This window comes from Clostridium sp. AM22-11AC (assembly GCF_003473545.1).
In the GTDB taxonomy this organism is placed as follows: Bacteria; Bacillota; Clostridia; order Lachnospirales; family Lachnospiraceae; genus Enterocloster.
In genome coordinates, this window is sequence record NZ_QUCM01000022.1 from 44,047 (window position 1) to 57,199 (window position 13,153).

General features: G+C 43.9%; 13 protein-coding genes and 1 tRNA gene. 12 read left to right on the forward strand and 2 right to left on the reverse strand.

Annotated features, from left to right (window positions below):
- The first annotated feature begins 9 nt into the window (after positions 1–9).
- The 11 genes from essC to DW251_RS14955 all read left to right on the forward strand — a co-directional run bounded on the left by essC (position 10) and on the right by DW251_RS14955 (position 10,779).
- On the forward strand, positions 10–4,608 hold the full coding sequence (gene essC, locus DW251_RS14905) for a type VII secretion protein EssC (protein ID WP_118301609.1): 4,599 nt from the start codon (positions 10–12) through the stop codon (positions 4,606–4,608).
- Positions 4,601–4,855, forward strand: coding sequence for a hypothetical protein (locus DW251_RS14910; RefSeq protein WP_021871485.1), 255 nt, complete (start codon positions 4,601–4,603; stop codon positions 4,853–4,855). The genes essC and DW251_RS14910 overlap by 8 nt, the downstream gene beginning before the upstream one ends.
- A 101-nt stretch (positions 4,856–4,956) precedes the next feature.
- Positions 4,957–5,265, forward strand: coding sequence for a WXG100 family type VII secretion target (locus DW251_RS14915; protein ID WP_021871486.1), 309 nt, complete (start codon positions 4,957–4,959; stop codon positions 5,263–5,265).
- A 31-nt stretch (positions 5,266–5,296) separates the two neighbouring features.
- A complete protein-coding gene (locus DW251_RS14920; protein WP_021871487.1) occupies positions 5,297–5,617 on the forward strand; it encodes a WXG100 family type VII secretion target in 321 nt (106 codons plus the stop codon).
- On the forward strand, positions 5,618–5,914 hold the full coding sequence (locus DW251_RS14925) for a WXG100 family type VII secretion target (protein ID WP_021871488.1): 297 nt from the start codon (positions 5,618–5,620) through the stop codon (positions 5,912–5,914).
- Between the two features lie 13 nt (positions 5,915–5,927).
- Positions 5,928–6,230, forward strand: a complete 303-nt coding sequence (locus tag DW251_RS14930) for a WXG100 family type VII secretion target (RefSeq protein WP_021871489.1) — start codon at positions 5,928–5,930, stop codon at positions 6,228–6,230.
- 14 nt (positions 6,231–6,244) lie between these two features.
- Positions 6,245–6,559 (forward strand): WXG100 family type VII secretion target, encoded by a 315-nt coding sequence (locus tag DW251_RS14935; RefSeq protein WP_021871490.1) that lies wholly within the window; start codon positions 6,245–6,247, stop codon positions 6,557–6,559.
- A 9-nt stretch (positions 6,560–6,568) separates the two neighbouring features.
- Complete coding sequence (locus DW251_RS14940) at positions 6,569–7,423, forward strand: hypothetical protein (protein ID WP_118301610.1); 855 nt, start codon at positions 6,569–6,571, stop codon at positions 7,421–7,423.
- Positions 7,424–7,440: 17 nt separating this feature from the next.
- Positions 7,441–8,514, forward strand: coding sequence for a hypothetical protein (locus tag DW251_RS14945; RefSeq protein ID WP_147352242.1), 1,074 nt, complete (start codon positions 7,441–7,443; stop codon positions 8,512–8,514).
- A 30-nt stretch (positions 8,515–8,544) separates the two neighbouring features.
- Positions 8,545–9,438 carry a DUF3137 domain-containing protein gene (locus DW251_RS14950; RefSeq protein WP_118301611.1) on the forward strand — a complete coding sequence of 298 codons (894 nt, stop codon included), beginning with the start codon at positions 8,545–8,547 and terminating at the stop codon, positions 9,436–9,438.
- Between the two features lie 159 nt (positions 9,439–9,597).
- Positions 9,598–10,779 (forward strand): N-acetylmuramoyl-L-alanine amidase family protein, encoded by a 1,182-nt coding sequence (locus DW251_RS14955; RefSeq protein WP_118301612.1) that lies wholly within the window; start codon positions 9,598–9,600, stop codon positions 10,777–10,779.
- 3 nt (positions 10,780–10,782) lie between these two features.
- On the opposite strand, the gene DW251_RS14960 is transcribed toward DW251_RS14955, so the two are convergent.
- Together DW251_RS14960 and DW251_RS14965 are read right to left on the reverse strand one after the other, a co-directional pair.
- Complete coding sequence (locus tag DW251_RS14960) at positions 10,783–11,697, reverse strand: DUF5688 family protein (RefSeq protein ID WP_118301613.1); 915 nt, start codon at positions 11,695–11,697, stop codon at positions 10,783–10,785.
- A gap of 260 nt (positions 11,698–11,957) precedes the next feature.
- Positions 11,958–12,029: transfer RNA gene (locus DW251_RS14965), tRNA-Arg, on the reverse strand.
- Between the two features lie 93 nt (positions 12,030–12,122).
- On the opposite strand from DW251_RS14965, the gene DW251_RS14970 reads away from it, so the two are divergent.
- A complete protein-coding gene (locus tag DW251_RS14970) occupies positions 12,123–12,971 on the forward strand; it encodes a DUF4163 domain-containing protein (RefSeq protein WP_118301614.1) in 849 nt (282 codons plus the stop codon).
- Positions 12,972–13,153: the final 182 nt, after the last annotated feature.

Consider the following 13,153-nt stretch of genomic DNA (forward strand, 5'->3'; position numbering starts at 1 on the left):
GGGAGATCTATGGCATTACTTATGACCGTTTTCTTTGAAAATGGCTTTTCGGAAAATTATTTCCCCAATGTAGATAACCGCAATTTCCCCATTGCCATACGTCCCTATGTAAGCGGTTTAAAAGAAGAACTGGTATTAAATGCAGAAGTCTGGGACGGACAATGGAAACTGCGAAGATCCCCACAGTATTCCCTGATCTTAAAGGGAGATCCGGTGGAAAGTGCGGATCTAAAAGATGGTACCGTGATCGAGGGAATGGTGACCAAAACAGACCTGTACTTTTCTGTTAAGATCGATCAGGTCCAGAGGGAACATGTAAATTTTGAAAAATATATGCTGAAAGAGGGCAGCATCTTCAAACTGGAGATCGGCAGTGATGATCTTTGTAATATTGTATACAAAAACCGCTTTGTAACAGGAAGCCATGCAGAGATCACTTTTGAGTCAGGAGCTGCTTACATAACCGATAAAAACAGCGTAAATGGCACATTCTTAAACGGCAGGCTGGTAAGGGAGAAAACAAAGCTGCATTACGGCGATATTATTTACGTAGTAGGTCTTAAGATCGTATATCTGAATAATCTTCTGACCATCAATAATCCCAATAACCAGTGCAGGATCCGGGAGCTGAAAGCAGTAGAGATCCCACATTTTGAAGATGAACCATCAGAAGAGACAGAGGTGGAAGATGTATATTTCCTGCGCACTCCACGAAAGCTTTTAAATTTGGACCGGGAAACCATTTCCATTGAAAAATGCCCTAAAAAACAGCAGCAGAAGCGACAGCCTTTGATCTTTACCATAGGACCTTCTTTTACCATGGTCATCCCCATCGCTTTAGCAGCAGCCATGACCAGCGATGGCTTTGGTGCAGGAAGTATCTGCATGTCCTTAGGTGCAGCCGGGATCGGGGCTATATGGGCGGTAGTTAATTCTGCTTACAACAAAAAAGAGGAAAAAGAGTCAGAAGAAAGCCGGGTCAGCAAATATTTAGAGTACATGGTCCGTGTAGAAGAAAAATTGAAAAATAAAACGGAGTATAACCGTCTCGTACTGGCAGAGCAATACCCTTCTTCTGGGGAACTTCTGGAATTTACCACTTCCAATACCCGCAGGCTCTGGGAAAAAAGCAGTACCCATGAAGATTTTCTTTCTCTCCGTTTAGGAGCAGGTGATATGCCTTCTCCTAATGAGATTGAGGATGCAAAAGAAGATCTGGGCAGTGAACATGATCCTTTAAATGACCATATAGAAGAACTGAAGGAGAAATTTGATATACTTCGCCAGGTTTCGGTGGCAGTTTCCCTTTATGATCACCGCCTCTTAGGTGTAGTAAGCGGGGATGTGGAAAAACGGGATCAGCTGATGCGCATTTTAGCCTTGCAGATCGCTGCCCTCCACCCATATACGGATGTACGCATGTGCTATGTATTTCCAGGCAGAGACCTTGAAAAAATGGAATATACCCGCTGGCTTCCCCACACTTATACACCGGACGGAAAGCTTCGCATGATTGTCTGCGACTCCAAAGCCATGGGCGATGTGATGTATTACCTGTCTGATGTGATCAGAGAACGGTTAGAAGCAGGGGAAAACAGGAAAAACAAGGAAGAAGAGGAAAAAGTCCTTCCTCATTATGTAGTCTTTATCAGTGATATTTCCATGATCGAAGGGGAACCTGTTTCCAAGTATCTTTTAGATCCGCCGAAGAATGCAGGGGTTAGTGTGATCTTCAGTGCAGATGCCATTGATAAGCTTCCGTCCCATTGCAATACCATTGTACAGTGGGAAAAGGATTACAGTGGTTGTTACAATACGTTATCTAAATTTGAAGAACGGGAAGGAGTAGCCTTTGACCGTGTCAGCCTGGCCGAAATGGATGTATTTTCCAGGCAGCTTTCCAACTTTAAAGTACGGGAAAATGCATCCAATGCAGCGATCCCGGATATGCTTACCTTCTTAGATATGTATAAGACTTCCAGGGTGGAAGATCTGGATATGTACCATAAGTGGCTGGAAAACCGCACATATGAAAGTATGCGTTCCCTCATCGGTCAGAAGGCAGGGGAACAGCCGGTTTATCTGGATATCCATGAAAAATACCATGGTCCCCACGGTCTGGTGGCTGGTACTACAGGAAGCGGAAAGTCAGAAACACTGCAGACCTATATTTTAAGCCTTGTATTAAATTATCATCCTCATGAGGTGGCATTTATCCTCATCGATTACAAAGGCGGTGGCATGGCCCAAAGCTTTATCGGACTTCCTCATCTGGCAGGTGTGATCACCAACCTGGGAGGAAACCAGACTACCAGGGCCCTTCTTTCCATTAACGCGGAGATCAAGCGTAGACAGCGCATTTTCAACGAATATAAGATCAAGCACATTGACGCCTATATTGAACTTTACAGAAATGGGGAAGCAGAAGAACCAATGCCTCATCTTCTGATCATTGCCGATGAGTTTGCTGAGCTTAAAAAAGAACAGCCGGAATTCGTCCGGGCGCTGGTTTCCGCAGCCCGTGTAGGTCGTTCTTTAGGTATTAATCTGATCCTTGCAACCCAGAAGCCAAGCGGCGTAGTAGATGATGAGATATGGAGCAATACAAGATTTCGTATCTGTCTTCGTGTGGCAGACAAACAGGACTCCAATGAAATGTTAAAGCGCACGGATGCAGCTTACATCACCGGAACCGGACGGGGCTTTTTACAGGTTGGAAATGATGAGATCTTTGATGAATTTCAGTCCGGCTGGTCCGGAGCACCTTACACGCCGGAAATTCCATTTAGTGATGACAGCAAGGCAAAAGCCATGATCATAGGGCTGACAGGAAAGCCGGAGGCAGTGAAGAAGAAAAAGAAGAAAAAAGGGGATAATGTGAAGAAATTCACCCAGTTAGACGCTATGGTCCAGTATGCGGCAAAGCTGGCGGAGGAAAATCATATTAAACCTCTCAGACAGATCTGGCTGCCGCCGCTTCCAAAACTTCTTTATCTGGAGGATATGAAGCTTACCTGGGATGAAAAACAGATGAAACTTCCTATTGGTCTGGCAGATGATCCGCAGAACCAGAGGCAGTTTCCGGTTTATCTTGATTTTATAAGAGATGGTCATTTACTGATCTGCGGTTCAGCTGGTTCAGGAAAGACATCTCTGGTACAGACCATTCTTTACGGTGCGGCCCTTCATTATACGGCAAAACAGGTGAACTTTTATATAGCAGATTTTTCCAGCCGTACCATGACTGCCTTTGCAGGACTTCCCCATACAGGCTGTATCTGTATGGAGGGGGATGATGAGAAGATCCAGCAGATGATGGGTTTTGCAGAGGAAGAATTAGACAGTCGAAAGAAGTCATTTTCACAAAAAGGAATGGGCTCTTACAGAGGCTATCGTGAAAGTTACAGCGATGTGCCGGCGATCTTTTTAGTCATTGACAATTATCCCGCCTTTTCAGACAGCTATGAGCAGTATGAGAGTACTTTGATCCAGCTTTCCAGAGAAGGTGCCAGCTATGGTATTTACCTGATCCTTACCTGCAACAATTCCGGTGATATCCGAAGCCGTATTTTACAGAATATCACAAAGGGTATTGGACTTCAGTTAGCAGACCGGTTTGAGTATGACAGTGTGATCGGGATGCGCTCCGAGATCCTTCCGGATGACCGGACTACAGGCAGAGGTCTTATAAAAGAAGGCGTTCCTTTGGAATTCCAGGCAGCTCTTCCTGTAAAAGCTTCCCAGGGAGAAAGCATGATGCTGGCGATCCGGGAAAAATTAAAGGCTTTAACAGAAGAAGGTACCCAGGGAGCGAGAAAACTGGGAGTGCAGTTAGATGAGATCAATGCAGATACATTTTTGGAGATGATCCATCTTAAAGGGCTGGCAGAAGAGAACTTTGTAATGGGAGCAGAGGATGGATCCCTTATTTCCACAGATTTAGATAAGACCCTTTGTTTTACCGTCTGTGGTGCAGGAAAAAAAGGAAAGACCAATTTTCTAAAATATACGGCCCTGCTTATGAAGAAAAAGGGCGCAGAAGTTTATGTCTTTGACGGGTGTTTAAGAGAATTGGAAGAATTTTCCAGAAACAATGATCTGGATGGCTACATGACAGATAAAGAAGAACTTTATCATTTTATGGAAAATGAACTTTTGCCCCAGTTAGGAGAGCGCAATGAACTTGTGTATGAAGCGAGACAGGCGAAAACTTCGGTAAAAGAGGCTTTAAAGAACTATAAGCGCATGGTCCTTCTGATCAACAGCGCATCGGAATTTATGGAAGCAGTTTACAGTGAAGACTTTGATGTAAGTGAAGTCCTTGAAACTGTATTTGAAAAAGGAATGAATCACAGACTGCATTTCTTTATGGCACTGTCTCCAAGAGAGTATGAAGAACTGGCCGGTTACAGGGCGATTCGTCAGTTTGGAGACTGGAAGCAGGGAATCCACCTTGGGGGAGCTTTTGATGAGCAGGGTATTTTTGATTATGAGATCACACCTTCTGAGAGGAGCAGGACTTATCCGGCTGGAGCCGCATTTACAGGGCAGGAAGGAAGAGCAGTCCTCTTTATGACACCTTTTGTAAAGGAGGGAGAACATGAGTAAGATCCATTTGGAGATCGAGATACCGGGAAATGCCAAAACCTATGAATTTGTGTTAGACGACCGGATGAAAATAGGAACTGCCAAGGAGCAGATCAAAAAGCAGATCGCAGAGTTAGAGGGGCACGACCTGTTTGCAGGACTGGATAATATTGTTTTCGGATCTTTGGAGTTAGAAGGTCTGATCCAGGATAACGAAACCTTCCGGGAAGTAGGGATCAAAAACGGCAGCCGGGTGGTCATGGTATAAAAACGTTCAGTGGTTGCAAAGAATGTATTCATGGAAGCTCAACTGCAAAAACAGATGCGGTAAAGAGTTCGGGAGTACATCAACAGGAACAGGAGGAGAGCATGGCAGAAAATAAAATGGAAATGGATCCGGAAGTGCTGCGGACCACTGCCAGAAAAGTAGAAACTTCTGCAGGGGATGTAAGAAAAGAGTTAAAGCGTTTTACATCTGTGATCGAAGGTTTAAGCAGCACCTGGAGCAGTGAAGTAAAAGACCGTTTTTTGCAAAATTACCAGAAGGACCGGGCGGCTCTTTTGGAAATGGCAGAGCAGTACACAGAAGTGGCAGAAGGACTCCTGGGGATCGCCGATGAATTAGAGCAGACAGAAGAGGAGATCAGCAGCCAGATCCGTGCAGCGGCAAAGAGCTGATGCTGTACCAGACTTTACAGGGAGGTGGCATATGGCAGGAGATGGAACCAGTCGGATCAATACAGAGGAACTTTTGCGGGCAGTGCAGGAAATCACTTCTATCAAAAAATCCATTGCAGCGAATACAGATGCGACCTATGCGATCTTTCGCAAACTGCAGGACTCTTATGCAGGGGAGAGCGCAGATGATATTTACGCAGTGGCCGGTCAGTTAAGGAAAAGTTCCGGTGCGATCATCACAATGCTGGGAAATTATGAAAGAGTCCTTAAGGAACTGGCTGGTGTATACGAGGATACAGAAAAAACTGTAAGCAGAAATGCAGGCAGGCTTAAGTTTGGAGGGATGAGATAAATGGCAGCCATTCATTTTGACTCTCAGAGTGTGAAAAAACAGGCAAAGTTGTTGGAAGAGGCGGCCGATCAGATCCAGAACCAGACTGTGAAAGTGATCACAGCCGCCAATGAAGCAGTAGCTGCATCCTGGTCAGGAAAAGCAGCAGAGATCTTTGTGAAATTTATGCAGGAACAGAATACAGACCTGGCGTCTGGTGCAGCTTCTTTAAGGGAGATCGCGGCAGTCCTGCGGGACGCATGTTCTTCCATGGAAAAAGCAGAAGCGCAGGCAAAGGCAGTGGTAAGCAGGAGATAGGAGGGAGTGTATTATGGCAACACAGCAGGTAAATGCGGCAAAACTTAAATCCACAGGAGTTAATCTCACCAATCTGGCAGCAAAAATGAAAAGTGAGATGAATAAGTTAGATGAAAACATCCAAAAAGTATCTTCTGTATGGAGCGGGGAAGCAAGTGCTTCGTATTTAAAACGATATCAGGCAGACAAAGCAAATCTGGCCCAGCTGACCCAGATCTTACAGCAGATGGGAGCAGCTCTCGGAGAATTTTCCAACAGTTACACCCAGGCAGATAACAAGGCCATGGATCTGGTACATAAATATCTGGGTAAATAGGGAGGTGAGCGTAAATGGCAGACGCAAATATTAAAGTGGATCCCAAACAGTTAAAAAACTATTCCAACAACATTAAAACAGGCTACAAAAACATGTACAGCTATCTTTCAGAAAGTAAGACTGCAGTAAAAAATTTAAGATCCACCTGGACCGGCAGCGGTTCTGCGGAGTTTTACAGCCGTTTTGATGCCATTATCGGGAAATGTGAAGAGGTATTGAATGTGGTAAATACTTATGCATTAACCCTGTCGGAAGCTGCAGATGTATACAGTGCCAATGAGAAGAAGATCTCCAGTTCTGCAGGTAAACTGAAGATCAACCTGAAATAGGAGGCGCCTATGGCTTTCGTAAAAGTTAAGGTGGATGCCCTGGAGCAGCAGAAAAAGGAGTATGAAAAAGCAATAAAAAGCCTGGATGGTGCTTTGGAGCAGATCAAAAAAGTAAATGCTTCCCTGGGGACAGATGCCATGCTTGAGGGCGTGCGCACTTCTCTTACAAAGTTAGCTGTTTCTCTGGAAACAAGGCAGGGAACTCTTCTTGTAATGATAAAAGCTTTAGAGCAGTCCGGGACGAAATACAGGACAGCTCAGAAAAAAGCAGTGACAAGAAGCAATCAGTTCCGCGCCCACCACAGGGATTTTTATGGAAATCTGGTGGTTGTAACGGTAGTTGCGGGAGGAGCCGGGGCGATGGCAGGTGCGGCGGCAGACGCAGGGGTCCGTCCCGCTGTATACACAGAAAGAGGCACCAGTACAACAGTCTCTCAGGTAAGTGAACGTGCAAGAAATACAGCCGCAGGTGTGCCTTCTTCCAATAGGTCAGAGACAACAGCCGGACCGCCTGTTACAGCTTCCACAGAAAGTATTGGGTCTTCAGACCAGCCTGTTTCCACGGAGCCAGTTCCAGATGCATTGGGAACAGAAAATGGTTCGGATCCAGATTTTGGCTCATATATAGGAACAGCTGGAGCCGCAGCTGCGGGAGCTGTGATCGGCGCAGCTGCAGGAAGTGTGCTGGGAACGCTTGCAGGAAAACATCCCCAAATATCAGGAAAAGCAGCGGAGCATAAGACCATGAAACCGGCAGCAAAAGAGAAAAAACAGGAGCCGTCCACAGATATAGAGGCGCAGTTAGAAGCAGCCAGAGAACGTTTAAGGCGGTTTAATGAAATGGAAATGAAGGAGAAAAAATGAGAAAGAGGATGAGTCGTATGAAAAAAGAAATGGCAGTAGCAGTTGCAGCAGCAATGTGTATTTCTCTTGTTGGCTGCGGAGGTGGTTCTTCCAAAAAAGTAGTAGCTGATAAAAAAGAAGCAGTAGAAACAACAGTGGCAGAAACAACGGAAACGGAAACAACAGCAGAGAAACTTACTGGTGTTAATGACTCAGAAATGGCCGATATCCTGGCAGGAACTACCTGGGCGGGAATTTCCAGCACCCAGGAGATCATGGTGGCGGCCTTTGATGAGAAAGATGCCTATCTGGCAATTTTAGATACAGATGGAGAGGTGACAGATCTGGATGGTTACTGGAAAGCAGATACCGATACCTTTTATCTGTATCTCAATGAAGACTATTCCGATGATCCAACTACATTTGCTTTTGACTGGTACAACACAGAAAACGGAGAATATATCCAGTTAGATGATATTGTCTTATCCAGCGAAGGAGACGGAAGCAACCTGGAAACTACGTTGGACCAGATGATGACGACAGCCAGCGTGATCGAATATGTAGCTCAGGGAACTTACTGGATCGGTTCCGGTGATGAAACAGCTATGATCTTCTATTTTGAAGATGATCAGGCATATTTTGACCTTCTCTACAATGATAACGGCCAGATCCAGACACAGTCTATTTCCGGCATATGGAGTCTTGATTATGACCATTTGAACCTGATCGATGATGAAACTGGCGTATCCTATGAATTAGGCTGGGATCTGTCAGAAGAAGGTGACAGCTACTGCTTTGAGCTGACGGAAGATGATACCACCTATTATCTTTATGAGTCGGCAGCAGAAGATGTAGACAGCACATTAGATATCCTTACAAGCTATCTTACAGCAGAAGACAGCGTAGATGTGGAGTCGGATGACATTGATCTCAGTGATTTCTTAGAGGGATATGAAGGCCATTCTGTTATTGACGCATTTATGCTCAGCGGTATTTCTCCTGATTTTGAAACCAGAAAATACTGTGCAGAACTGTTGGGATTTGTAAACTACAGCGGTACCAGTGACGAAAACCTTGCACTGATCCAGTTAATGGGCGGCACGGTACAGTAAAAGAAAAAAGGATCAGCAGGGAGGTGCAAAATGGATCAGCAGAAAATAACAGAGGAAGAGCTTAACCGGGAACTGAAAGGAAATAAGACAACGGCTGCTGTATGCAGGCTCATAGGAAAAATCGTGGCAGTATTGGCATTTATATGCGTGGTAACAGGCCAGATCCTTTTGACCATTCTGTTGATCATCCTTGCCTGTGTACTTGGTTCTGTAAAAGATAAAAAGGATACAGTCCTAAAAAAGCAGATAGGTGAAAATCTGGTAAAAGAAGCCCTTCAGGAGGTATTGGAAGATGTGATCTATGAGCCTTTCGGAAAGATAGGGATCACCCAGATCCAGGGTTCCGGTGTGATGATCCCTCTGGACTATAACTGTGCAGAGGGAAATGATCACATAAAAGCGGTTTATAAAGACTTGAATATGGAATTCAGTGATATAATCCTTTGTCAGGACGAAAATATATATAATGAAGAAATGCAGGTCTGGGAAAATAAAAAACGGGAGGTTTTTAAGGGGCAGTGGCTGATCTGTGACCTTGGCAGGGAGCTGTCAGCACAGGTCAGTCTGTTTCCAAGGACTGGTTTCCAGCGTCTTATCCGTACAGATACCATTAAAACGGGCAATGAGGTTTTTGATAAACATTTTACGGTCCGTTCTGATGATGGGGAGAAAGTTTTTCACATTTTAACACCCCATATGATAGAATATATCCTTTCAGCAGCGGAGATAAGCGGCGGAAAACTGTACATGAGCTTTTTAAAAGAAGGAAAACTTCATATTGCGGTGGAAAGTGACTGCGACTTTTTTGAAGCAGGCAAAGGCAGTATAGATGCAGACCGGCTGAGAGAAAAATTTACGACACAGATCCGCTGGTTTACAGACATGATCGATGAACTGCGTCTTACAGATACACTTTATAGATAAAATGAGTGTATAATTTTGTAACCATGTAAAATTTTTGCAAAAATCGTAAGTTCTTTTTAAGGTTTCTGAAATTGCATAGATCCATGCTCTTTATTATAATAAAAGTAAGTTAAAAACGTTATAATTTATCTAATGAATAGATAAGAAGGAGGATGGAATATGAAGATGAAAAAAGCCTGGTGTATCGCGTTAGCTGCAGCAATGACCTTTATGTCCGTGATGCCTGCATTTGCAGCAGATATTAAAATTGACACTGTGAAACTGACTTTTTCCTATGACACGGCACCTGCCAGCGGAGACTCTATTGGTTCGATCCATGTAAGCGGTGATACATCCAGCTATTATGTAGAGTCCGCTGAGTATACCAATGCAGATGACCAGGATACCTGGACAGTAGGTGACATACCGGAAGTAAAAGTGGAACTTTACGCAAAGGACGGTTATCGCTTCTCGTATACCAGTAAAAGCCATTTTAAACTGTCCGGCTGTAATGCAGAATTTAAGAAAGCAAAGATCTACGACAGCGGCGACTACATTGAAGTGACAGCCCAGTTAAAACGCATAGGTGGAAAACTGGAAGGAACTTCCAACCTGGAATGGAATGACGGTATTGCAGAATGGGACTCCATTGACGGTGCAAAAAGCTATGATGTAAAACTTTTAAGAGATGAGAAGACAGTGACCACTGTAAACACCACAGGAACGACCTTCAATTTCAATGGCTATTTTAATAAGGAAGGAGATTATACATTCCGTGTAAGAGCCATTGCAAGTTATAATGATAAGGCAGGCGAGTGGTCTGATGACTCTTCTTCCTATTATGTAGATGAAGATGAGGCAGGCGTTTACAATGGAACCGGCAGATGGGTCCAGGATAATGTTGGCTGGTGGTATTCCTATTCAAGCGGCGGTTATCCATCCAATGGCTGGAAGCAGATCAATGGAGCATGGTACTACTTTAATACATCCGGTTATCGTCAGACTGGCTGGGTAAGAGTAGACAGACAGTGGTATTACTTAAATGGTGATGGTGTAATGACTACCGGCTGGCAGCTTGTAGGAGGCCAGTGGTATTATATGAACGGAAGCGGTGAAATGCAGACCGGCTGGCAGGCAGTAGGCGGTAAATGGTACTATCTGGATCCAACGGGTGCAATGAAGACTGGCTGGCAGCAGTTAGGCGGCCAGTGGTATTATCTGAATGGCAGTGGTGAGATGACTACCGGCTGGCAGGCAGTAGGCGGCAGATGGTACTATATGGGTTCCAATGGTGTTATGTATGCAAATACCTGGACACCTGACGGACGATATGTAGATGGCTCCGGTGCCTGGGTACAGTAAGAATCAGCAGACAGCAGAAGGACCAAAAGAAACAGTGGTGATCCTGTCTTCTTTACGGGAATAGAGATAGACCTGATTGGAAAGACGGTCTTCGGCAACTACTTCTGTCTGGTTGATATGAGTCACCAGATGCCCCAGCTCATCATAAGATAGCGGGTCATCATCAGGAAGCAGAAGAACTTCATGAATGCTGGAGGGAAGGATCAGGATATCCCGGTCCATCCCTTCAGCAAAATTTTTTATAACATCTTTGTAAAGGATGCAGGCAGCGCCATTGATCCCATTCTGGTTGGTGAGAACATAAAAAGGAGTTTCCGGGAAAGCTGGCTGATGTTGCAGGTGTTTGGGATCAAGGGACTCCAGGATACAGGCCATGCTGGATATAACAGGAGGAAAAAGCCTGGGAGTGTTTAAAAGAGAGTCGTGGTAGAGATCATGGACTGTAACACCCCAGGTTTTCATATGGTGATCAGAAATAGCTGCGGTCATGATGCCGTTTTCATTTTCCTGTATGTACAGATAAAAGACAATGGCAAGATCCATCCAGGGAATATGAGGCATTGTTTTTAAAAGGGATTGATTGGAAGAAGCGTTGATCAGACGGAAAGCAATGTGGGAACGGAGAGAGTCATAGTCAGACAGGACCAGCTTGTTAAGAATGGGAGGCCAGCTGCTTTCGTAGTAGGCTGTGAGCAGCTTCTGGATGATCTCCTCCATTGAAGTTCCGTTTAAATACTGTTCATAACAGGAGTTCAGATAAATGGAAGGAGCAATGGTGCCGTTACCTTTTGCAATGCACAGACCGTCCAGGATAAGACCATTATTTTTCTGGACTTTCCGCAAGGTAAGGGAATATCCGTCTCCTAAAGCCTGTTCCATCTGTTCTTTTACTGTGTTGAGAAATGTGTCGTATACCAAAAGATATACCTCCTAAAAATAATATTTATGAAAACTGCCCAGGCAGATCCATAGCAAAATCATTTGTAAAAATAAAGTAGCCGGGATATAAAATAAGGAGTAAAATAATAGAAATAAGAATTATAAAAAATAAAATGAATGAAATTATGATGAGATTACAGATTGACAGATAATAGAAGATATATTGAAATATATGTAATCAGAATAAGGGATGGGGGAGGATTTGTCAAGGGAAAGACCGAAAAAGGGTAATAAAAAAATGCGTCTGAGAGGAATCGAACCTCCGCACGCGGCTCCGGAGGCCACTGCTCTATCCACTGAGCTACAAACGCATCTCTTGTATAATACTATATTTTCACTAAAACTTCAAGTATCAATTTGAAAAAGAAGTTCATTCAAAATTTATTACAATTTAGAGGAGAAAGATGAAAAAGAAAAGAATTATGGCAGCAGGACTTGCTGTTATCATGGCGTTTACAGGAACTGGATGTCAGAAAATTTTAAAGGGAGAACCAGCAGAGACAACGTCAAAGGAAAGCCAGGAAGCGGATGCAGCAACAAAAGAAAGTGTAAATGAAAGTGAAAGTGGTGCAGAAGAGTCAGAAAGCGGACCAGAGACGGAAGAAAATGCAGAGTCAAAAAAAACGAATGACGGTATGCCACAGATGTTACATCCCTATATCCATACAGACAGTGCAAATGGATATGCAGACAGTGCAGATGGCAGCGTTCAGGTAAGTTACAGTCTGAAAACAGGGGGACTTGTGTTAAGCGATGAGGAAGCGGCTGCTTATCCGAAGCTGAATCAGGCGCTGGCTTTGGAGTATGACACATTAAAAAAGAGTGCAGAAGAAGATCTGGAAAACCTGAAAACATCGGCAGAGGAGATGGTTGAATATGTACAGGAGGATAGTAATATGCAGCTGTCAGCTGTGTATACACCCGATATCCTTCGCGCAGATGAAAATGTGGTAAGCTACGAGCTGTTTTATTATGACTATTACGGCGGAGCCCATGGATACAATTCCTATACAGGTCTTACTTTTGATACAAAAACCGGGAAAAAGCTGGGTTTTTATGATGTGATCACAGATGAAGATAAGGTGAAATCCGGGATCGTACACGAACTAAAAGACAAGTATGCCAGCGAAGAAGGTCTGGTAGAGAACAGTACTCCTGAGGAAGATGCAGATGTATTTTTTGAATGTATCAATACACCACAGGACAATGGTGCTGTTGCCTGGAGTCTGGGGACAGACCGTCTGAATATTTAGATTAAATTTTTATATCTAATTTTGGATTATTCGCATAACCACTATACTTTCAAGCATTTTGGAGTATAGAAAACCATTCATTTTACCACTAATTTACCACGATTGAATGAGCCTTGATATGACTATAAAAGAGAGTATGAGAAAATCTCTGTAAATAAGATTCTTCTATGATAATTAAGAGC

What these genes read in the sequence shown, in the direction of transcription:
- DW251_RS14945 (WP_147352242.1), top strand. Translation starts at nt 7,441, where the DNA reads ATGAAAAAAGAAATGGCAGTAGCAGTTGCAGCAGCAATGTGTATTTCT.
- DW251_RS14920 (WP_021871487.1), top strand. Translation starts at nt 5,297, where the DNA reads ATGGCAGGAGATGGAACCAGTCGGATCAATACAGAGGAACTTTTGCGG.
- essC (WP_118301609.1), top strand. Translation starts at nt 10, where the DNA reads ATGGCATTACTTATGACCGTTTTCTTTGAAAATGGCTTTTCGGAAAAT.
- DW251_RS14935 (WP_021871490.1), top strand. Translation starts at nt 6,245, where the DNA reads ATGGCAGACGCAAATATTAAAGTGGATCCCAAACAGTTAAAAAACTAT.
- DW251_RS14950 (WP_118301611.1), top strand. Translation starts at nt 8,545, where the DNA reads ATGGATCAGCAGAAAATAACAGAGGAAGAGCTTAACCGGGAACTGAAA.
- DW251_RS14930 (WP_021871489.1), top strand. Translation starts at nt 5,928, where the DNA reads ATGGCAACACAGCAGGTAAATGCGGCAAAACTTAAATCCACAGGAGTT.
- DW251_RS14955 (WP_118301612.1), top strand. Translation starts at nt 9,598, where the DNA reads ATGAAGATGAAAAAAGCCTGGTGTATCGCGTTAGCTGCAGCAATGACC.
- DW251_RS14925 (WP_021871488.1), top strand. Translation starts at nt 5,618, where the DNA reads ATGGCAGCCATTCATTTTGACTCTCAGAGTGTGAAAAAACAGGCAAAG.
- DW251_RS14970 (WP_118301614.1), top strand. Translation starts at nt 12,123, where the DNA reads ATGAAAAAGAAAAGAATTATGGCAGCAGGACTTGCTGTTATCATGGCG.
- DW251_RS14910 (WP_021871485.1), top strand. Translation starts at nt 4,601, where the DNA reads ATGAGTAAGATCCATTTGGAGATCGAGATACCGGGAAATGCCAAAACC.
- DW251_RS14940 (WP_118301610.1), top strand. Translation starts at nt 6,569, where the DNA reads ATGGCTTTCGTAAAAGTTAAGGTGGATGCCCTGGAGCAGCAGAAAAAG.
- DW251_RS14915 (WP_021871486.1), top strand. Translation starts at nt 4,957, where the DNA reads ATGGCAGAAAATAAAATGGAAATGGATCCGGAAGTGCTGCGGACCACT.